The organism is Streptomyces sp. HD (assembly GCF_028369295.1).
GTDB lineage: Bacteria > Actinomycetota > Actinomycetes > Streptomycetales > Streptomycetaceae > Streptomyces.
Genome location: NZ_JAQMYP010000001.1, coordinates 172,492 through 192,678, shown reverse-complemented (window position 1 = coordinate 192,678; position 20,187 = coordinate 172,492). Strand labels below are relative to the sequence as shown.

Sequence of the window (20,187 nt, the reverse complement as noted above, 5' to 3'; positions counted from 1 at the left end):
ATGGAGAAAACCCGGCGGAGGTGGCCTGTCGGTGGCCGAAATCAATCGGCATCAGCCGGTCAGCACAGAATCCAGCCCTTGCTCACGGACCCCGACCCGACCTTGCCCTTGACCCACACACAGCGCTGCCCGGCATGCACGGTGACCGGCCCGGCCCAGCTGGTGTACTTGCCCTCGTCCTCGACCCTGTTGGCGCGGTACGCCTGCACGCTGACCATCATCCACTGCGCCCGCCCCGAGTTCTTGGGCTTCACGATGGCGCAGACATGCCCCCGCTTCTTGTACACGTACAGCGTGCCGGTGGAGAACGGGTATGTCCTGACCTTGCGCCCCGCGCAGCCCGAGGGAGCGGTCTGCGCCTGCGCCTCCGTCGGCGCCGCGACCGCGAGCACTCCGGACGCGGTCAGCAACGCCAGACCGACCACCAGTCGCCGGCCTATCGCACCCATGTCCACTGTCCTGTCCTCCCCGCACACCGGCAATGAGCGTACTGATGTACGGACGCACGACGTAGGCCGGGTGGTTGCACGGTCACGGCCACCACAGGAGCAACACGTGATGCGCATCACATTTCACGCGCCTTGTCGCTGGAGCGCGCGGCTCGGGCTTCGTACTGGATGACGACGCACTCCGCCCCGGACGACTGCGACAGGAAGAACGTGCTGAACCTACTTGTGACTCTGGGACTCACCGGCACCGCGGCCCTCGTCGCGGCGGGGGTCCACTGGATACGGGATCGCTCGCGTGAGCGGCTGTACCGCACGATCGCCCGGTCACTGCCCCGGGGCGGTTCACTGACGGAACGTCAGCCCGACGGTTCCGCCTGGGAGTTGCGCATTCCGCACGACGGATCCGGTCGGTGACCGATCAGCTTGCGGAGTGCGAAAGGTTCTTCATGGCGCACTACGACGACCTGGTCGTGATGGCGACCCACATGGTGGCCGGAGACGTCCACCAGGCGGAGGAACTGGTGGCCGACGCGTTCGTCCAGGCGCTGCGTGCCTGGGACCGGATCGACAACCCGCGCAGCTGGCTCGTCGCCGTCATCGCCCGTGACTCGATCAAGCGGGGGCGGCGTCTGCACGGCCGGCTGCCCAAGCTGGCCCGGATCTGGGCGACCGAACGCACCGTCGCCCCGCACGACCCGGCCACCCTGGTCGAACAGCACGAGGACTACAGGAGCGTCATGCGGGCACTGGCCGGACTTCCCGGCCGGCAGCGCACCATCGCCGTGCTCTGCTGGTGCGAGGGCTGGTCGCAGAAGGACATCGCGGCGCGGCTCGGCGTCGCGCCGAGCACCGTGGCCAAGCACCTGGCCCGGGCACAGGCGAAGATGCGGGACACGTTCGGGATGCACGGGCAGGCGCTCAACTCGTTCAGCGACCTCGGAAAGGAGCGGGCGTGAACTGGTTTCGCCGGCAGGAGGACCCGCCGGAGACCGACCCGGTCATCCGCGAACGTCTGACCCGTTCCGCCGCCGCGCTCCGCGCCGTACTGGCCGGGAACGACGCCGGGCGACGGTCCGCCGCCTTCACGGAGATCAGGCGCAGGGCGGCCACCGAGGAACGCGACGGGGCGGCACGGCGTGGCAGCGGGCCCCGGCCGCACCACCTCGACCCGGTCACGGGTCTGCCCAACCGGCAGTGGCTGATGGAGCGCACCGGGCCCGCGCTGCGGCACGCCGACCGCAAAGGCACTCGGGGCGCCCTGCTGCTGATCGCCCTGGACGAGTTCCGATCGGTCAGCCATACCCTCGGGCACACGGCCGGTGACGGGCTGCTGCGCCGGTTCGCCGACCGGCTGCGGCGAGTGCTGCCGCCCGGGGCGGAGGCCGTGCGGCTCGACGGTGCCGCGTTCGCAGTCCTCCTGCAGATCGCCGATGCCGGGACGTCCGCCATCCGCATGGCGCGCGGCCTGGTCGCCGAGCTCGGCATCCCGCTCGACCTCGACGGCTGCTCCATCGCCCTGGAGTCCAGCGCCGGTCTCGCCCTCTTCCCCGACAGTCCCCGCGCCCGTGACGCGGAGGAACTGATGCGGCGGGCGGAGGTGGCCCTGGACCGGGCGAAGCGGGACCGTACCGGCATGGAGATCCACGAGCGCGAACCGGATGCGCCGGACCGGCTGGGTCTGCTGGGGGATCTGCTCCGCGCGCTCGCCGCGCACGAGGTCGAACTGCACTACCAGCCGAAGGTGCGCTTCGACGGACAGGTCGCCGGGGTGGAGGCCCTGATCCGCTGGGTGCACCCCGAGCGCGGCAAGGTGCCGCCGATGGAGTTCATCCCACTCGCCGAGGCGGCCGGTCTCATGCCCCGCCTCACCGAATACGTGCTGGAAACCGCGATCGCGCAGATCGCCCGATGGCGCTCCCAGGGACTGCACGTCCCGGTGGCGGTCAACGTCTCCCCGCGCGATGTCCGCACCCCGGGCTTCGCCGGCTCCGTCGCCGCCCGGCTCGCCCGGCACGGGGTCCCGCCCGGGGCGCTCCAGCTGGAGATCACCGAACTGGCTCTGCGCGAGGGCTCGCAGCGCGCCACGGACACACTCGCCGGGCTGACCGGGCACGGTGTGAAAGTGTCACTGGACGACTTCGGCACCGGCTACTCCTCCCTGACGGCCCTGCGACGGCTTCCGGTGAGCGAGCTGAAGATCGACCGCTCGTTCGTGGCCAGGCTGGCCGTCGACTCCGAGGACGCGGAGATCGTGCGGTGCACGATCGATCTCGCCCACTCGCTCGGCCTGCTCGTCGTCGCCGAGGGCGTCGAGGACGACGAGACCTGGGAGCGGCTGCGTGACCTGGGCTGTGACGCCGTGCAGGGCTGGCTGGTCGCGCCGGCGATGCCGGTCGATGAGGCCACGGCCTGGCTGCGGGCCCGGGAGTCCCGTGGCCGGCAGAAGCCGCGTCCTCAGTCCAGCCCGGCGCCGACCGGCTCCCCGACGAACGTGCGCCACAGCTCCGCATAGCGCCCGCCCCGCGCCACCAGCTCCTCGTGCGTGCCGTCCTCGGCGACCCGCCCGTGGGCCATGACGACCACTCGGTCCGCGCGGGCGGCCGTCGTCAGGCGGTGGGCGACCACCAGGGTGGTGCGGCGGCCGGCGAGGCGGTCCGTCGCCTGGTTGACCTGGGCCTCCGTGGCCAGGTCCAGGGCGGCGGTCGCCTCGTCGAGGAGGAGGACGTCGGGGTCGACCAGTTCGGCACGGGCCAGGGCGATCAGCTGGCGCTGCCCGGCGGAGAGGTTGCGGCCGCGTTCGGCGACCTCGTGGAGGTAGCCGCCGTCGAGGGTCGCGATCATCTCGTGGGCGCCCACCGCCCGGGCCGCCGCCTCGACCTCGGCGTCCGTCGCCTCGGGACGGCCGTAGGCGATGGCGTCGCGGACGGTGCCCTGGAACAGGTAGGCCTCCTGCGGAACGACGCCGAGCCGGTGGCGGTACGACGTGATGTCCAGGGAGCGCAGGTCCGTGCCGTCGACGGTGACCCGGCCGCCGGTCGGGTCGTAGAAGCGCGCCACCAGCTTGACCAGGGTCGACTTGCCGGCGCCCGTCTCACCGACGAAGGCGACCGTCTGACCTGCGGGTATGCGCAGGTCGATGCCGGACAGGGCCGCTTCGGCCTCATCGGCACCGCCGTACTTGAAGTGCACGTCCTCGAACGCGACCTCGCCCCGCAGCGACAGCACCTCCAGCGGTTCGTCGGCCGCCTTCGTCGACGTCGGCTCCTGGAGCAGCTCCTGGATACGGCCGAGGGAGACCGTGGCCTGCTGGTAGCCGTCGAAGACCTGGGAGAGCTGCTGGACCGGGGCGAAGAACAGGTCGATGTAGAGCAGGTACGCCACCAGCGCGCCGGTCGTCAGCGTCGCGTCGTCGATCCGGCCCCCGCCCACGATCAGCACCGCCGCCACGGCCCCCGACGACAGGAACTGCACGAAGGGGAAGTAGACCGAGATCAGCCACTGGCCCCGGATACGGGCCTCGCGGTAGCTGTCGCTGCGCTCGGCGAACCGCGCGCCGCCGTCCCGCTCGCGCCGGAAGGCCTGCACGATCCGCAGCCCGGACACCGACTCCTGGAGGTCGGCGTTCACCAGCGACACCCGCTCCCGGGCGAGTTCGTACGCCTTCACGCTCGCCCGGCGGAAGTAGTACGTGGCGACGATCAGCGGCGGCAGCGTCGCGAAGACGACGAGCGCGAGCTGGAGGTCGAGCACCAGCAGGGCGACCATGATGCCGAAGAAGGTGACGACCGAGACGAAGGCGGTGACCAGGCCCGTCTGGAGGAACGTCGACAGCGCGTCGACGTCGGTCGTCATCCTGGTCATGATCCGGCCGGTCAGCTCACGCTCGTAGTAGTCGAGTCCGAGCCGCTGGAGCTGGGCGAAGATCTTCAGGCGCAGGGAGTAGAGGACGCGTTCGCCGGTGCGCCCGGTCATCCGCGTCTCCCCCACCTGCGCCGCCCACTGGCCGAGCACGACGAGCACACCGAGCAGGGACGCCGCCCAGACCGCGCCGAGGGCGGCCTGGGTGACACCCGAGTCGATGCCGTGCCGGATCAGGACGGGCAGCAGCAGACCCATGCCGGCGTCCACCGCGACCAGGCCGAGGCTGATGAGGAGAGGGCGCCCGAAGCCTCGGAGCAGCCGTTTCAGGCCGTACGACTCCTCCGGGCGCACCGCACGCGCCTCGTCGATGTCGGGGGTGTCGGTCGCCGGGGGCAGCGCGTCGACCTGGGCGAGGAGCTCGGGCGTCGCCGGGGACTCGGACAGCGCCAGGTCCTTGGGTTCGCGGTCGCCGGTCCACAGCCGGGGAGTCACCCCGCGCTCGGCGTCGAACTCCGCCTCCAGCTCGTCGCGTACGGAGGTGTCCTCCTGCGGGCAGGCCGGCTGGGCGTGGCCGGGCGAGACGCCGCCGAGCTCGTCGGGGTCGGTGAGGAGGCGGCGGTAGAGGGCCGAGCGCTGCTGGAGTTCTTCGTGGGTGCCGATGTCGGCGAGGCGGCCGGCGTCCAGGACGGCGATGCGGTCGGCGAGGTTCAGGGTGGAGCGCCGGTGGGCGATCAACAGCGTGGTCCGGCCCTCCATGACCTGCTTCAGCGCCTCGTGGATCTCGTGCTCGACCCGGGCGTCCACCGCCGACGTCGCGTCGTCGAGGACGAGGAGGCGGGGGTCGGTGAGGATCGCGCGGGCGAGTGCGACGCGCTGACGCTGGCCGCCGGAGAGGGTGAGGCCGTGCTCGCCGACCTTGGTGTCGTAGCCGTCGGGCAGCTCGGCGATGAAGCGGTCGGCCTGGGCGGCACGCGCCGCCGTGCGGATCTCCTCCTCGGTCGCGTCGGGACGGCCGTACGCGATGTTGCTGCGGACCGTGTCCGAGAAGAGGAAGGAGTCCTCGGGCACCAGCCCGATCGCGGCCCGCAGCGAGTCGAAGGTCAGCTCGCGCACATCGTGGCCGCCGACGAGGACGGCGCCGCGCGTGACGTCGTAGAAGCGCGGGAGGAGCAGGGAGACGGTGGACTTTCCGGAGCCGGAGGAGCCGACGACGGCGAGGGTCTCGCCGGGGCGTATCTCGAAGCTGAGCCCGTCGAGGACGGGACTGGTGGCGTCGTCGTAGCCGAAGGACACGTCGTCGAACTCGACGGTCGCGGGGGCGTCGGCGGGCAGTGCCTTGGTGCCGTCCTTCATCGACGGCTCGGTGTCGATCAGCTCAAGGACACGCTCGGTGCCCGCCCGGGCCTGCTGCCCGACCGTGAGGACCATGGCGAGCATCCGGACCGGGCCGACCAGCTGGGCGAGATAGGTGGAGAACGCCACGAACGTACCGAGGGTGATGTGCCCGCGCACCGCCAGCCAGCCGCCGAGCGCGAGCATCGCGACCTGCCCGAAGGCAGGGACGGCCTGCAGCGCCGGGGTGTACCTGGAGTTGAACCGGATGGTGCGCAGCCGCCCCGCGAAGAGCCGCCGGCCGACCTCCCTGAGCTTCCCGGTCTCCTGCTCCTCCTGCCCGAACCCCTTCACCACGCGTACGCCGCTGACGGCCCCGTCGACCACGCCCGCGACGGCGGCGGCCTGGGCCTGGGCGTACCAGGTGGCGGGGTGCAGCTTGGTCCGGCTGCGCTTGGCGATCCACCACAGGGCGGGCCCCACGGCGAGGGCGACCAGGGTGAGCGGGATGGACAGCCAGGCCATCACGACGAGGGATATCAGGAAGAGGGCGAAGTTCCCGATGGTCATCGGGAGCATGAAGAGCAGGCCCTGGATCAGCTGGAGGTCGCTGGTGGCGCGGCCGACGACCTGCCCGGTGGACAGCTCGTCCTGGCGCCGCCCGTCCAGCCGGGTGATCGTCTCGAACATCTCGGTCCGCAGATCGTGCTGGACGTCGAGGGCGAGGCGGCCGCCGTAGTAGCGGCGTATGTAGGTGAGGACGTACACGGCGAGCGCGGCGGCTATGAGCAGGCCCGCCCACACGGCCATGCCGCGGGTGTGGTCGCCGATGACGTCGTCGATGATCACCTTGGTGATCAGGGGGACGATCGCCATGACGGCCATACCGGCGAGGGACGACCCGAGGGCCAGGATCACGTCTTTCGGATAGCGCCACGCATAACCGGCCAGCCTGTGCGCCCAGCCCTTGGTCTCCCCCTGCTGCGCTGCCACGCGGGTGCCCTCCGTTCGTCCTGATCTGCCGGAAGGCACCAACGCCGACGAGCGTCGATTTCATCCCGCCGCAACAAACCGGGGGGCGATGCGCTCGGCTACGTACCACCCGCGGGCACTCAGATACGTACTCGCAGGTCGTAGAACCGGGTCGTCTGCACGGCGTTCTGGTTGTCGTCGCTGACCAGCAGCACCTTGAGGCGCCCCTTCGAGTACCCCGTGACCGCCATGCCCTCGATGTTGTCGAGCAGCGGGTTCGGCTGGGGCTGCTTGGCGGTGGCGCCCAGGGACGGGCAGGCGGCGATGTCCGCGAGGAGGGTCTTCCTGATCAGGCGTACGTCGTCCTGCCCGGTCAGGTTCTCGACGCCGCTGGTGTCCGTCGCGCGGCGCGGGTCGGCCAGGTAGAGGCGGACGGTGTTGCCGACGCCGGAGGTGAAGCCGCGCTCCAGGACGAGGAGGCGGCCGTCGGGTGTCGCCTGGACCTCGGGGACGCCGAGGCCGGTGTCGGCGCGGTAGGCGTACTGGCGGCCGAGCTCGAAGTGGTTGGTCTTGGTGCGGTTCCAGGTCTGGAAGCGGACGATGCCGGAGCTGTCGCCGCTGAGCGCGTACTCCATCGACGCGAGCAGGGTGCGACCGCCGGGGAGCATGGTCAGCCCCTCGAAGGTGCCGTTGGAGACGGCGCGGCCCGCCGGGGCGACGCGGAGGGCGTCCGGCACGGGAAGGCGGTCGAGGATCTTTCCGTCGCGGGAGTAGCGGCGCACGGAGGGCTCGGTCTCGGACGAGATCAGCCGAGTTCCGTCCCGGTCGACGACGAGGCCCTCGGAGTCGAGGGCGGCGCCGTTCTCGTCGGCGAGCGGGACGACGGACCGCGGCGCGAGGGTCTTCCCGTCCAGACCGAAGAGGGACGAACGGTCGGAGACGGCCGCGAGCGAGCCGTCGCGGTCCACGGCGAGCGCGGAGAAGTTCCCGACGAAGGTGCCGTCGTACGTCGTCTTGTCGAGCGCGTCGGAGAAGCGGGCGATGGAGACGGCGGGCGAACAGGCATGGCTGTCGGCCGAGACGGCGTGGCCGCCCTGCGGGATGGCGTGCTCGCTCTGCGTGCGGGCATGGGCGTTCGCCGGGCCGGCGGCGGTGAGACAAGTGGCCGCCGCCAGGCCCGCGGTGGCGGTCGCGAGTACGGTTCTCAGGCGCATGGGGGTCACCGTAGGACGGGTGGGTGACGCGAGGTAGGCCGCCGCGTTAATGGTCGACTCAACGGTCGGCTTGAAGGTCAACCGGCCGCCAGGTCCCGATGGATGACCTTGGCGACGCCCTGGATGGTCGAGATGCCGTAGTTCATGGTGCTGTTGCCGTGGGTGAGCACCGTGACCATGTAGTCGTGACCGCCGCCCTTGAACGTGCCGACGCTGTGCACCCGCCAGCCGTTGGTGGCCCGCTCCAGCCAGCCGTTCTTGACGGCCACCGAGACACCGGACGGCGCTCCGTACGGCGTGCCCCAGCGCTGCGAGGAGACGACCTGGCCCATCAGCTTCAGGATGTAGGAGCGGGAGTTGTCGCTCAGCACCGAGTTCTTCTGCGTGAGGAGCTTCAGCAGCTTCTGCTCGTCGGTGACGGTGATCTGGGTCAGACCCCAGTAGCCGTCCGCGCCGGGCTTGGTCTGGGTCATGCCGGCGGCGGTGAGGAAGCCCTTGATCTTCGTCATGCCGAGCTGCTTCCAGAGCGTGCGGGTCGCGGCGTTGTCGGACTTGGTGATCATCGCCTTGGCGAGGGACACCTCCCGGTCGGTGAGATACCGGTCGTGCTTCTTCGCGTCCCACAGCAGCGTGGCCAGCACGGTGACCTTGACGACGCTGGCGGAGTCGAAGGCGGTGGCGGGCCGCAGCGTGCAGGTGGTGTTCGTGGCACGGTCGTACAGGCCGACCGCGACCGTGCCCTTGCGGTTGGCGAGCGCCGCGGTGATGTCCTTCTTCAGCTTGTCGGCGAGACCCTCCTTGGCCGACGTACAGCTGACGGTGGGTGTGGCCGCGGCGGCGGGCGTGGCGGCCGCGACGGACGGCACGAGCACGCCCGCACCCACCCCCACCGCGACGAGCGCTCTGGCGCGTCTGGAAATGCCTCTTGACTTGTCGCTCGGTGTCCCGTGATTCATGCCCTCTTGACTCGTGAGGCGGAGTGAAAGGTTGTACGCGTGTGAGGGGCTCTGGGGGTGATGACCCAGGGTGTGATGACCGCTGACGACGTGTTGACCGTCCCGGCCTTGCTGCGCGAGGTGAGGGCCGCCGTCCCGATCGGTGGCGGCTGGGGGAACGACGCCCTGGTCGGGGAGCAGAACCGCCCACGGCGAAGCCGCTGTCGGATGCAGCATGGAGACCTGGACGTGATGCATCGCCAGGAGCAGGAGGCCGCACGAGAGATCGATGTGCATCCACTGGTCTTCGCCGAGGACGGCTCCGCGGTGCAGGCGTCACCCGAGCCGTCGCGCCCTTTCAAGTACCCCTCATCCTGCTTCGTGACAGGCACGATCAGCGGGACGACGGTCCCGTGTCTGCCCGCCGATCAGCAGGTTTACTTCCATCAGGGGTACGAGCCGAGGGTCCGAGACCGACGGGACATGTCTCGGCTGCGGCGCGCGTTCGGGATCGGGACGCACTTCTGAGGGGTGGTGGGGGCGTGTCACTTCGGCCGGGAAAGACGCCCGCCCCGGCTCACCGCGATACGACAGGCATCGGCCAGCGCCTCGCTCATTCGGGCCAGCAGGAACCTTGACTTGCACCTCGGGCTGAAGCCCGAGGATTCTGGCCTTCTCGATCGTTGCTGTGCCGCTACGCGGCACGGGGTTCGGTCGGGAATCCGTGGCTTCCTGTTTCTTCGCGCTGTGCCGGGATTGTTCCTGGTCTTACCGGCGCTCCGCAGGCTGATGCCGCCAGTCCGGCGGCCGTCTTCACGTTGATCGCGGCATTGTGGTCTCGGTCGTGGACGCTGCCGCAGGCGGTACAGGTCCATTCCCGCACGTTGAGGGGTTTCGGTCCGTCCTTGACGCCGCAGGTGGAGCAGGTCTGGGAGGTCGGCTCGAACCGGCCGATCTTCACCAGAGTGCGGCCGTACCGCTCCGCCTTGTACTGGAGCATGCTGATGAACGATGACCATCCGGCGTCGTGCACGGACTTGGCCAGCTTCGTGCGGGCCAGTCCCGCCACCGACAGGTCCTCCACGGCGATCCCTTGGTTCTCGGAGATCAGCTTCGTGGAGAGCTGGTGGTGGAACTCATGACGGGCGTCGGTGACCTTGGCGTGGGCGCGGGCGACCTTCAGGCGGGCCTCTTCGCGGTTCTTGCTTCCCTTCTGCTTGCGGGACAGCTCACGCTGGGCCTTCTTCAGCTTCTTCTCCGCGCGCCGCAGGAAGCGCGGGGAGTCGATTTTCGTGCCGTCGGACAGGACCGCGAAGTGGGTCAGGCCGAGGTCGATGCCGATGGTGCGGCCGGTGTCGGGCATCCGGGCCGCGTCAGCGGCGGGGTCGGTGTCGATGACGAAGGAAGCGAAGCACCGCCCGGCCGCGTCCTTGATAACGGTGACGGAGGAGGGGGTGGCGGGCAGCGTGCGGGACCACTTCACTTTCACCGCGCCGATCTTCGGCAGGTTCAGGCGCCCTTTGCCGGTGATGTTCCAGCGCGCGTTGGCGGTGAACCGGATCGACTGCCGGGCGTCCTTGCGTGACTTGAAGCGGGGCGGGCCGGCCCTGGGGCCCTTGCGATCGCCCTTGAGGGAGGCGAAGAAGTTGCGGTACGCGGTCTCGGCGTCCCGCAGGGACTGCTGCAGGACGACCGCGGAGACCTCGCCCAGCCAGGACCGTTCCGCTGTCCGCTTGGCCTCGGTGATCAGGCGCGTGGACAGCTCGCCGATCTTCGGGAACGGCTGCTGGGCCTTGCGGGCGTCTTCACGGGCGCGGACCGCGTCGTTGAACACGACACGGGCGCACCCGAACGCCTTCGCCAACGCGGTCCGCTGGCTGGTGTCCGGGTACAACCTGAAGGCGTACCTGAGCTGCATGACGATCACGATACATACTTGGGTTATGGGTGAGATGCAGAACATCAGAACTGGTCGGCACTGTGCGTTCGTGATGCACGTCCACTTGGTCTTCGTGACCAAGTTCCGACACAAGGTATTCGCCGATGCCCACTTGAGGCGCATGGAGGAGATCATGCGGTCGGTGTGTACGGACTTCGAGTGCGAGCTGGTGGAGTTCAACGGCGAGGACAACCACGTCCACCTGCTGGTGAACTTTCCGCCCAAGGTCGCCGTAACCAAGTTGGTCAACTCCCTCAAGGGCGTCTCCTCCCGCCGCCTGCGCCAGGAGTTCCCCGAGCTGGTACGGCACTACTGGCGGGCCAACAAACTCTGGTCCGGGTCCTACTTCGCCGGAACCGTCGGCGGCGCCCCGCTCTCCGTGGTCAGGCAGTACATCGAACAGCAGAACCGGCCGGTGTGAGCACCACCCGGCTCCATCGGGACCCGCCCGCGCGACGCTCCGCGCCGCAGGCAGAGAACTGCTGTGTCCGGCTCCGCCGGACCTGAATCCGCGACACTCCGCGTCGCCACCATCAGATTCGCTTCACCACCGGCCTGAAGGCCGATGCACTGCGAATGAATTCCGGTAGCCGCGGCGCCAAGAGTAGGGCGATACGGTGACTCATGTCGTCGGCTCCCAGCGGTTGTTGATGACCACGCCCCCGGACCAGTCGCGCGGTCGCGGGGGTTTCGCGTTCTGTAGCGATCAACTCACAGAGTGAGACGGATCGGGCTAGCCTCGCCAGAGGGAAGCGTGTGACAGAGCATTTGTCACAGGGGAGTTGATCTGGTGGGCAGCATCTACGGCGACTGGCTCAAGGAACAGCGGGAGGCGGCAGGGCTGACGCAGCAGCAGCCGGCCGACCGAGCGGTCATGACGCGTTCGCACATCGCGCATATCGAGGCGGGGCGCCGGGTGCCGTCCAAGGAGGACGCGCGTCGGCTGGACACGGCCCTGAACACGGGGAATGTGCTGAGCAGCTTTCTGCCACAGGACGACGAGGACTCGATCGCCGAGTACTTCGAGAGGGTGCGCGTACTCGAACAACAGACGGTGGAGATTCACGAGTTCGCCCTGGCGTACTTCCCGGGCATCCTCCAGACGAAAAGGTACGCGCGTGCGGTTCTGGGCGCGGCGTTCCCTCCGGTGAGTGAAGAGGAGTGTGACAGGCGCGTTGTCACACGCCTTGAGCGCGCGAAGATCCTGGACGATCCCCTGACGCCCGTGGTGTGGGCACTGCTGGACGAGACACTGCTGCGGCGCCCTGTGGCCGACGGGGATGTCATGGCCGAGCAGTTCATGCACGTTGTTCGTCTCGCGGAGACTGGACGTATCCGCGTGCATGTGCTGCCGTTCGGAGTGGGTTTTCATCCGCTGATGAGCAGCATGCTCACGCTGATGTGGTTCGAGGACCAGCCGCCCCTGGCCTACAGCGAGGGTGGGCACGTCGGGAAACTGCACGATTCCCCGTCCGGCGTGCGGAAGTTGCAGCATCGCTACGCTCTCGCACTGAGCGACGCGATGCCACTGAAGGACTCACTGGCCCTGCTCAGGGCCACTGCGAAGGAGTACGGGCACCATGACTGAGCGCATCATCCCGAACGCGGCCACATTGCGCGGCTGGCGCAAGTCGTCGCACAGCGATGACAACGCCGGAAGCTGCCTCGAAGTCCTCGACAACCACCCCACCGGCGTCCCCGTCCGCGACTCCAAGAACCCGCACGGCCCGGCGCTGGTTTTCTCCGCCGCCAAGTGGTCGGCCTTCGTCGCTGCCGTCAGGGAATCACGGCCCTTCGGGATGATCTACCTGTAGAGGTCGGGTCAGTCGTAATACCCAGGATTCGCCACCAGCGCCGATTCGAAATAGTAGCCATCGCGATCATCGGAAGATTCAGCCACATACGGGCGCCATAGCGACAGGAGCAGGTCTGGAGCGATGAGCATGCACCCACGCTCCTCGATCTCGACCTCCGTGAACCCGCGCAGGACGCTCTCCACTTCATGGGCAGGTGTACTGAATAGGTCGATGCCGTTGAGGCTGAGAACGTCTGGGTTGATGGGTCGGAATGCTTCCACAGCATTGACCAAACCACCGGTTCCCGTGTGCACGTGGAGACTCAGGCCGCTGGCATAGTAGGCGACGCCTCGGCGCAAGCCATCCTGTTCGCCGACACGTACTGCTCCGTGGGCACGCAACGCCGCTTCTGCAGCATCCACGCTCATCCCGATGGAGACAGGACCCATGCGGTCCGGGGGTGCGACCTCGATCACTGCTACTCCTCATGTTCTTACTGCGTGCGCACTCTAGAGGCTCGCGTTCGATATCTCAATACAGCTGCCGCGGAACGGTTCTGAGTGCTTGGTAATCCGGATTGTTACCCAGACCCTGAATCATTTCCTTGATTGCACCGTCATACTTGTTGCCAAACCGATTCCGGATATCGTCGATATCCATTTGTACGGCTTCATCCACTCGGCCGCCTGCTATCAGTTCATCCTGCCAGGTGCGCCAAGCTCTGGCCGCCCTTGAAGAACCCGTTGAATAAACGTCCCGGTGGTCCTCATAATCCATCTGGAGTGCCGGCCCGGTTCCATACCCAAGACGATGCTGAGCAACGGAGGCCGGCGGCACGTGGTTGATCTCCGTTCCGGGGATGTTTCGGCCAGTATTGGGGTCCTTGAGGTCCTTGTACTGACCTCCCCTGAAGACGTGCCCAGGGGATGCGCGCCTCTGTCCACCCGGCCCCGCATAGGGCGAAAGACCCAACGGGTCTGCCCACACGAGTGGGTTCCTCACATATGCGCAAGGGTTCGGGGCAGGTGCCAGGCCCAAGGGGTCGGCGGAGGTGTAGCGAGCGGTCTCGGGGTCGTAGTGCCGGTAGCGGTTGTAGTACAGCCCAGTCTCGGCATCGGCGTACTGTCCGGGGTAGCGGAGCGGTGTGTACGCCGTCGCGTCAGTGTTCCATGCGGTCGTTCCCCATATTGTGCTGCGCGTGTGCCACGCAACCTGTCCGCTCTCGTCAACGAGTTCAGTGGGTGCACCGATGAGGTCGGTGACTATGGCGAAGAAGCGTGAGTCGATCTCGCCCTGGTCCAGTGGCTTACGTTCGTACTGATGCAGCGGGCGATGACCGTCGTGGTCCCACGTCAGCGTGACCCCGCTGGACGAGTCGGTCTGCTCGGCCAGACGATGACCGTCCCAGACGAAATGGGTGGTCTGGACGACGCTTCCCCCGTCGCCCGAGAGCCTTTGTTTGCTTACGCGGCGACCGAGTGGGTCGTAGCGGTAACGCCAGACGGTGCCGTCCGGGGTCGTGCAGGAGATCAGCCGATCTTCGGCGTCGTAGGTGTAGCGCCAGATATCAGGCTTGCGCGACAGCCGAGTCTTGCGACGCAAGGTGACCCGTCCGGCTGCGTCGTGTTCGTAGGTGACACGGCCTGCACCACGGAGTCGCGTTCCAGTGTAGGTACGTTCACCGCGGCTGTCCGGATCCGCAGCCCGTTCCGGCCAGTCGGCCTCCGTCTGATTACCGTGCTGATCGTAGGCATACGTTTCCTGCCAGCCTGCTGCTGATACGGAGAGCGGGCGGCCGAGAGGATCAAGACGTATCGTCTTGGACTGGCCCGATAAATGATCGGTGATCCCAGTGGGGAACCCGTCCACGCTATAGGCGTAGGAGCGATCACGGACCGTGCCCCCAGGCGCGTTGAGGGTCTGTCGCCTCAGACGGCCCGCGTCATCCCAAGAAGAGTTGAGAGTCACCGAGTTGGGCGTGCCCGCTCCACCGAGGGTTCGAGCAAGTTCTAGGCCACGGGGATCATGCGCGAAGGCGATGAGGTGGCTGCCTATGGCGAGCTCGGACCGGTTGCCCGCCTGGTCGTACGCGAAGGTACTGACTGCCCCAGTCGGCGTCTTTCGGAATGAGCGGCGACCGAGCACATCGTAACGGAATTCGGTGGTCCTCCCATCCACCGTTTCTGATACCGGATGGCCCAGGACGTCGTAGCGCACCTCGACGGATGAGACATCGGAGCGTGCCGCGACCATCCGCCCGAGTCCGTCGTAGCTGAAGTGCGTGACGTCCCCAGAGACGTCCTTGGCCACGACACGGCCCATGGGGTCCAGCGTGAAGGTGATGGAGTCGCCGAGCGGGGTGGTCCGTGCGGTGAGTCGACTCGCAGCGTCGTAATGGTAGGCGACGGTCCGATCGTCGAAGTCGGACTCCGATATCAAACGGCCTGCCGGATCGTAGGCGTACGACCACTCCAGTCCGCCCGGTGCCACCACCTGCGTGAGGCGAAGTTCGGTGTCATAGGTGAACGAGTAGTGGGCGCCGTCAGGGTCGGTGCGGGTGGCAATCTGATCGAAATGACCGTAGGTGTAGCGGGTCTGATGACCTTCAGGGGTCGTGTGAGACAGGCAGTTGCCCTCGCCGTCCCAAGTCCAGGTCTCGCATGCCCCGTCAGGAAGCATTCGAGTAGTGAGCCTGCCTTCGACCGTCCAGGCCATACGAGTTGTGCCGCCCACGGCGTCAGTGATTGCCACCGGACGGCCAAAAGCATCTCTCTCGCAGGTGACCTGTGCACCGAGGGCGTTCGTGACGGTAGTGAAGAGGCCGGCCGGGTCGGCTTCCGCCGTTGTGGTGTCGCCCAGGGGATTGGTGATGGAGGCCAGCGCGCCAGTGGGGTGATAGGCGAGATGCGTTGTTGTTCCGTCCGGCCCCTGCTGAGAGGTGAGATTGCCACGCGAGTCGTACGTGAAACACCAGGCTGTCCCGTCGGGCTGAACCGTCTCCACCGGGCGGTGCAACCGAGGATCGTGGCTGATGAGTGTCTGGGTGCCGTCGGGGTGCGTGATGGCGGTGACATTGCCCCATTCATCGCGTTCGTACTGCGTGGTGTGGCCAAGGGCATCGGTACGGGCGACGACATTGTCGTGCCGATCCCAGCCTGTGTGTGTGGTGTTGCCCAGGGGATCAGTTTCCGCGATGACTTGGCCGAGATGGTTCAGGAAGAACGTACGAGTTGCACCGGTGGAGTCGGTGTACCTGGTGCGTCGTCCCTCATCGTCGTAGACAAGCGTGGACGACAGACAACCGTCGGGCCCAACGGTACGAACTACTCTGCCGAGCGAGTCGTACTCGTAACGGAAAGTGGAATCGTTGCGGTCTGTCCACGATGTAATGCGGTGATCACTGTCGTAGCCGAAGCGCATCGGCTCTTCGGACGAGTTGAAGATCTCGGCGAGGTTCCCCGCAGCGTCGTAGCCGTAGGTCACCACTGTGGTCTCGCCGGTCTCAGCCGTGCCGTCGTGCAGCGCGATACGTGAGACACGACCGAGGTGGTCCGAAGAGTCAATGACTACGTGGTACCCGGCACTGTGCACGACGCCGCTCGGTGTCCCGTCCTCGTCCCGGTGGAACGAGATGCTGTTTCCGTTGCGGTCTTCAATGTCGGCCAGCCACCAGATGGTCGTGTCGTCTTCGGAGGCCGTCGTTCCGTCCGTTGGCAGGAATCGTCGCGTCAAACCGGTCCGAGGATCGATGATGGCCAGGTCCCAACCACTCGTTCCTTGAACGCATGTGAGGGGGATGCGGTGCCCCTCACGTGGCAGGACGCTCTCGCCAACAAGGTCCGGGGCATGGCTGTAGCGCTTCGAGGAACCGTCCGCGCCGTGCCACCACAGTTCGCCTGTCCCATCGACACGCTCAAGACGTTCGTCCAGCGTCGAGGTCCAGGAGGGGCCGAAAAAGCGCCCGTCACGGTAATTCGAGAGATGGGTTCGCTCGATGATGAGTGGCAGGACACCGGGCAGGGCCAGATCCACCTGTGACTGGAGCATTTCTCCAGTCGCCATATCGATGGGGTCGCCCTCTTTGGTCTTGTCGCTGTTCTCCCGGGCACGTCGGGCCAACTCGGGATCCGCCAGCCTGTCGGACTTGTTCCCCTTGGCTACCGGGCGTTTTCCTCCGGGGCCTCCCAGGCGATCTCCGGGGGAGCTGGGCCCGTCCTTGCCATCGCGCTCGCCCATGATCTTCTTCAGGGCATCCTCGTTGGCCTTCTCGTTGCGCTTGTGGTTCTCCGAGGTGTTGCGCAGGTTCTTCGGGATGGTCTCGCCGGTGTGTTTGACGATCCGGTGGACGGCCTTCTTCATGCCCTTGGTGGCGCCGTCCACCACGGCATCGATGCCCTGGGTGAAGGGGTCCTTGCCGCGGGTGCGGTTGTTGGCGTTGTGGGCACGGTCCAGCGAGCCCGACAGACGGGTCAGCGAGGACTCGCTCATCCGGCCCAGGTCGCCCGCGGCCCGGTCGTACTCGGCGTGGTCGATCCGCATCCGGCCCGCGCCACCACCGCCACCACCGCCGCCGCCCGCACCACCGCCACCGCTGGGGCCGCCGCCCGCCGAACCGCCGGCGGAGTTCAGCTGCATCCCCGTGGAGCCCTTGCCATGGCCCCCGCCCCCGCCACCTCCGGCGCCGTGGGCCGGGGAGATGGCGCTGGAGGCCAGGTCGAGGACCACGTCCTCGATCATCTTCTCCAGCTTGGCGGCGACCGGCTCGGTCACCATCGCCATCACCTGGTCGACGATCTGGTCGGCGGCCTCCTTGATGAGCCGGCGCACCACCTCCCGCATCGCCGTGATCTCCGCAGCGCCGATCAGCGCCGACAGGCCGCCGGTGACGAAGGCCAGGCCGATGGAGATGCCGACCGAGGCGGCCATCGCCCCGAGTTCGACCTCGGCCTTGATCTTCATGCCGTAGATCACGTCCGCGACGACATCCATCGCGTCCGCGAACAGGCGGGCCACTTCCGGCAGCTGCTCCAGGTGCGAGGACTTCACCTTGTCCCAGTGCTCCTGCAGGGCATCCACCGCCCAGCCCTCACTGGAGGAGAGGAGACGGTTCACCGCACCGACGGCCTCACCCGCGTGGTCGTCGAAAGCGTCCGCGAGCTCGCGCATCGCGTCCGCCATCTCGCGATAGTCGTCCTCGTCGACATTCGGCCAGTTGATCCCGATGAAGTCCAGGATCTCGTCCAGCCAACTGGGCAGAACGTAGCCCATCCCCCGTCAACCTCCCCGTGAGCGGCGCCTCCTGACGGCACTCTATTGATCACTGCATGTGCGAATCCGACCGTAACTGATCACACCGACAGCGAACGAGAACCGTCAGCGGTGGCCAACGGGTTTGACGTGAACCTTTCCCCTGTCGGCCCTCCCTGGCCGGACCACTGCCCCCCCCAACCCGAGCACCTCTTTGCAGACCCCTTTGAGAATCCACAGCAAAACCGCCAGCCACGGCACAGCCCGCACCCACCCCCGCCGCACACGATGCGCTGGTGACAGCCACCGATCCACATCCCCACACGACCGTGACCCCCGACGTGCCGCCGCCGGTCCCGCCCGCGGCGCCCCCGGACAGGGCACCGCGCTGGTCACTCCCGGCTCGCGGGTCCGGCGGCGTACGCCTGGTCGTTGCCGTCCGGTTCGAGCGGCGGCGGCATGGGCGGCGGTACGAACCCGACGGCCGGGCCTTCGACGGGGAGCGGCTTCGGGGGCGGTCCCGGCGGGGGCGGTCCCGGCGGCGGCGGTCCCGGCGGCGGCCGGGGTGGCTTCGGCGGCCAAATGCCGGGCGGCACGCAGCAGGGCGGGCAGAACGGTGAGCAGGGCGGCTTCCCCGGCGGGCAGCAGGGCCAGAACGGCGGCGGGCAGGCCATGCCGGGCGGCGGCAACGGCCAAGCCCCCGGCGGGAACGGCCAGGCCCCCGGCGGCACCGGCGAGATGGGCGGCACACCGCCCAACGGCACGGGCAACGGCGATGGCGGTACGGCCCCCGGCGGCACGGGCACCGGCAACGGCACCCAGCCCGGCGGCATGGGCGGCGCCCCCGGCGGCGGTATGGGCGGCGCCCCCGGCGGCGGTATGGGCGGCGCGAGCAGCGAGCTCATCGCGTACCTCAAGAAGCACCAGGACGGCGCCAAGTGGCTGCTGGCGGTGTCGAGTTCGCAGAGCGCGGCGCAGCTGATCCTCAGCAGCGGTGAGCCCGTGATCTCCATGTGGGGCTGGTCCGGCAGCGACAAGGCGATGACGCTGGCCAAGCTCAAGGAACTGGTGAAGAAGGGCGAGCTGCACTACATCCAGATCGGTGGCGGCGGCATGGGCGGCGGCCCTGGCGCCGGCGGCAACGTCAGCACCGAGGTCACGGAGTGGGTGCAGAAGAACGGGACGGCGGTGAAGGAGAGCGAGTACAGCAAGAGTTCGACGTCGGGCTCCTCGTCTTCCTCGCAGAGCGACGCCTCTTCCTCGCAGAGCGACACATCCTCCGCGCAGAGCGACGCCTCTTCCTCGCAGAGCGACACATCCTCCGCGCAGAGCAGCACGTCGACGATCTACCGCCTGGATCCGTCGGACATCAGCTGACCCGGCACCGGCACAACGGCCCCGACCTTCAGGTCGGGGCCGTTCCACGTGTCAACTCGCGTAGGCAAGGGGCGATATGCCGGTTCACGACACCTGATCGACACATTCAGGCCATGGACATGCCCACATGTCCATGTCACTCTCCCGAGTGCCGCCTCCATTCAACCCGCGTAGATGGGACACCCCACATGCTGGCGACACACATACGCCACCGCCACTGGAAGTCAGTGGCGCTGACGACGGCCGCCGTCCTGGTCGGTCTCACGGCCCCCGCGCTCACCGCCTCCCCGGCCGCCGCGACCACGACGGAGTACGACGACACGTACTACGCCGACGCGATCGGCAAGACCGGCACGGCACTGAAGGACTCGCTGCACACGATCATCAGCGACCAGACCAAGATCTCGTACTCGGCGGTCTGGAACGCGCTGAAGGCCACCGACCAGGACCCGAACAACAGCAGCAACGTGATCCTGCTGTACAGCGGCGTCTCCCGCAGCAAGTCCCTCAACGGCGGCAGCACCGGCAACTGGAACCGCGAGCACACCTGGGCCAAGTCCCACGGCGACTTCGGCGAGGCGATCGGCCCCGGCACCGACCTGCACCACCTGCGCCCCGCGGACGTCCAGGTCAACAGCATCCGCGGCAACCTCGACTTCGACAACGGCGGCAGCGCGGTCACCAACGGCGGCGGCAGCCTCGTCGACTCCGACTCCTTCGAGCCGCGCGACGCGGACAAGGGCGACGTGGCCCGCATGATCCTCTACATGGCCGTGCGCTACGAGGGCGACGACAGCTGGCCCGACCTTGAGCCCAACGAGAAGGTCAACAACGGCAGCAACCCCTACATCGGCAAGCTCTCCGTCCTCAAGCAGTGGAACGACGAGGACCCGCCGAGCTCCTTCGAGGAGCGCCGCAACGAGGTCATCTACGACACCTACCAGCACAACCGCAACCCGTTCATCGACCACCCGGAGTGGGTCGAGGCGATCTGGTAGGCGACACCTGGTAGGCGACCGGGCTGTTCGGCCGCCGTGGACGGGCCAGGGGCACCGTCGGCCCCTG

General features: G+C 67.9%; 14 protein-coding genes and 2 pseudogenes. 9 read left to right on the top strand and 7 right to left on the bottom strand.

Annotated features, from left to right (window positions below):
* Window positions 1-59: 59 nt before the first annotated feature.
* Complete coding sequence (locus POF73_RS00890) at window positions 60-455, bottom strand: hypothetical protein (RefSeq protein WP_272112398.1); 396 nt, start codon at window positions 453-455, stop codon at window positions 60-62.
* Between the two features lie 204 nt (window positions 456-659).
* Between POF73_RS00890 and POF73_RS00885 the strand changes: the two genes are divergently transcribed.
* The 3 genes and pseudogenes from POF73_RS00885 to POF73_RS00875 form a co-directional block, all read left to right on the top strand.
* Window positions 660-863, top strand: coding sequence for a hypothetical protein (locus tag POF73_RS00885; protein WP_272112397.1), 204 nt, complete (start codon window positions 660-662; stop codon window positions 861-863).
* Window positions 860-1,405 carry an RNA polymerase sigma factor gene (locus tag POF73_RS00880; RefSeq protein ID WP_272112396.1) on the top strand — a complete coding sequence of 182 codons (546 nt, stop codon included), beginning with the start codon at window positions 860-862 and terminating at the stop codon, window positions 1,403-1,405. Before POF73_RS00885 ends, POF73_RS00880 begins: the two co-directional genes overlap by 4 nt.
* A gap of 209 nt (window positions 1,406-1,614) precedes the next feature.
* Window positions 1,615-2,961: pseudogene (locus POF73_RS00875) on the top strand (putative bifunctional diguanylate cyclase/phosphodiesterase); the annotation flags it as partial.
* Here POF73_RS00875 and POF73_RS00870 read toward each other — a convergent pair.
* The 3 genes from POF73_RS00870 to POF73_RS00860 all read right to left on the bottom strand — a co-directional run bounded on the left by POF73_RS00870 (window position 2,904) and on the right by POF73_RS00860 (window position 8,784).
* Window positions 2,904-6,635 carry an ABC transporter ATP-binding protein gene (locus POF73_RS00870; protein WP_272112395.1) on the bottom strand — a complete coding sequence of 1,244 codons (3,732 nt, stop codon included), beginning with the start codon at window positions 6,633-6,635 and terminating at the stop codon, window positions 2,904-2,906. The pseudogene POF73_RS00875 and the gene POF73_RS00870 overlap by 58 nt on opposite strands.
* A 119-nt stretch (window positions 6,636-6,754) precedes the next feature.
* Window positions 6,755-7,828, bottom strand: a complete 1,074-nt coding sequence (locus tag POF73_RS00865) for an esterase-like activity of phytase family protein (protein WP_272112394.1) — start codon at window positions 7,826-7,828, stop codon at window positions 6,755-6,757.
* Between the two features lie 77 nt (window positions 7,829-7,905).
* A complete protein-coding gene (locus tag POF73_RS00860; RefSeq protein ID WP_272112393.1) occupies window positions 7,906-8,784 on the bottom strand; it encodes a serine hydrolase in 879 nt (292 codons plus the stop codon).
* A 75-nt stretch (window positions 8,785-8,859) separates the two neighbouring features.
* Here POF73_RS00860 and POF73_RS00855 point away from each other — a divergent pair, with 75 nt between their 5' ends.
* Entirely contained in the window at window positions 8,860-9,291 is a 432-nt protein-coding gene (locus POF73_RS00855) for a nucleotidyltransferase domain-containing protein (protein WP_272112392.1), read from the top strand.
* Between the two features lie 166 nt (window positions 9,292-9,457).
* Here the strand turns inward: POF73_RS00855 and POF73_RS00850 are convergent, their stop codons facing one another.
* A complete protein-coding gene (locus POF73_RS00850) occupies window positions 9,458-10,681 on the bottom strand; it encodes an RNA-guided endonuclease InsQ/TnpB family protein (protein WP_272112391.1) in 1,224 nt (407 codons plus the stop codon).
* Window positions 10,682-10,706: 25 nt separating this feature from the next.
* Here POF73_RS00850 and tnpA point away from each other — a divergent pair, with 25 nt between their 5' ends.
* The 3 genes from tnpA (at window position 10,707) to POF73_RS00835 (ending at window position 12,516) form a co-directional block, all read left to right on the top strand.
* The gene (gene tnpA, locus POF73_RS00845; protein WP_272112390.1) at window positions 10,707-11,123 is read left to right on the top strand and encodes an IS200/IS605 family transposase; all 417 of its coding nucleotides are present in this window, start codon (window positions 10,707-10,709) and stop codon (window positions 11,121-11,123) included.
* Between the two features lie 369 nt (window positions 11,124-11,492).
* Window positions 11,493-12,290: a helix-turn-helix domain-containing protein gene (locus POF73_RS00840; RefSeq protein WP_272112389.1), complete on the top strand. Its 798-nt coding sequence runs from the start codon at window positions 11,493-11,495 to the stop codon at window positions 12,288-12,290.
* Window positions 12,283-12,516, top strand: coding sequence for a DUF397 domain-containing protein (locus POF73_RS00835; RefSeq protein WP_272112388.1), 234 nt, complete (start codon window positions 12,283-12,285; stop codon window positions 12,514-12,516). Before POF73_RS00840 ends, POF73_RS00835 begins: the two co-directional genes overlap by 8 nt.
* An 8-nt stretch (window positions 12,517-12,524) precedes the next feature.
* On the opposite strand, the gene POF73_RS00830 is transcribed toward POF73_RS00835, so the two are convergent.
* Both POF73_RS00830 and POF73_RS00825 read right to left on the bottom strand, forming a co-directional pair.
* Entirely contained in the window at window positions 12,525-12,974 is a 450-nt protein-coding gene (locus POF73_RS00830) for a hypothetical protein (RefSeq protein WP_272112387.1), read from the bottom strand.
* A 55-nt stretch (window positions 12,975-13,029) separates the two neighbouring features.
* Window positions 13,030-17,766 carry an RHS repeat-associated core domain-containing protein gene (locus POF73_RS00825; RefSeq protein ID WP_272112386.1) on the bottom strand — a complete coding sequence of 1,579 codons (4,737 nt, stop codon included), beginning with the start codon at window positions 17,764-17,766 and terminating at the stop codon, window positions 13,030-13,032.
* Between the two features lie 381 nt (window positions 17,767-18,147).
* On the opposite strand from POF73_RS00825, the pseudogene POF73_RS00820 reads away from it, so the two are divergent.
* Window positions 18,148-19,122, top strand: a pseudogene (locus POF73_RS00820) (hypothetical protein); the annotation flags it as partial.
* 188 nt (window positions 19,123-19,310) lie between these two features.
* Window positions 19,311-20,120 carry an endonuclease I family protein gene (locus POF73_RS00815; RefSeq protein ID WP_272112385.1) on the top strand — a complete coding sequence of 270 codons (810 nt, stop codon included), beginning with the start codon at window positions 19,311-19,313 and terminating at the stop codon, window positions 20,118-20,120.
* Window positions 20,121-20,187 lie beyond the last annotated feature (67 nt).

Coding starts and splice junctions, on each gene's coding strand:
- POF73_RS00825 (WP_272112386.1), bottom strand. CDS start 17,766: ATGGGCTACGTTCTGCCCAGTTGGCTGGACGAGATCCTGGACTTCATC.
- POF73_RS00855 (WP_272112392.1), top strand. CDS start 8,860: ATGACCGCTGACGACGTGTTGACCGTCCCGGCCTTGCTGCGCGAGGTG.
- POF73_RS00865 (WP_272112394.1), bottom strand. CDS start 7,828: ATGCGCCTGAGAACCGTACTCGCGACCGCCACCGCGGGCCTGGCGGCG.
- POF73_RS00850 (WP_272112391.1), bottom strand. CDS start 10,681: ATGCAGCTCAGGTACGCCTTCAGGTTGTACCCGGACACCAGCCAGCGG.
- POF73_RS00815 (WP_272112385.1), top strand. CDS start 19,311: ATGCTGGCGACACACATACGCCACCGCCACTGGAAGTCAGTGGCGCTG.
- tnpA (WP_272112390.1), top strand. CDS start 10,707: ATGGGTGAGATGCAGAACATCAGAACTGGTCGGCACTGTGCGTTCGTG.
- POF73_RS00835 (WP_272112388.1), top strand. CDS start 12,283: ATGACTGAGCGCATCATCCCGAACGCGGCCACATTGCGCGGCTGGCGC.
- POF73_RS00860 (WP_272112393.1), bottom strand. CDS start 8,784: ATGAATCACGGGACACCGAGCGACAAGTCAAGAGGCATTTCCAGACGC.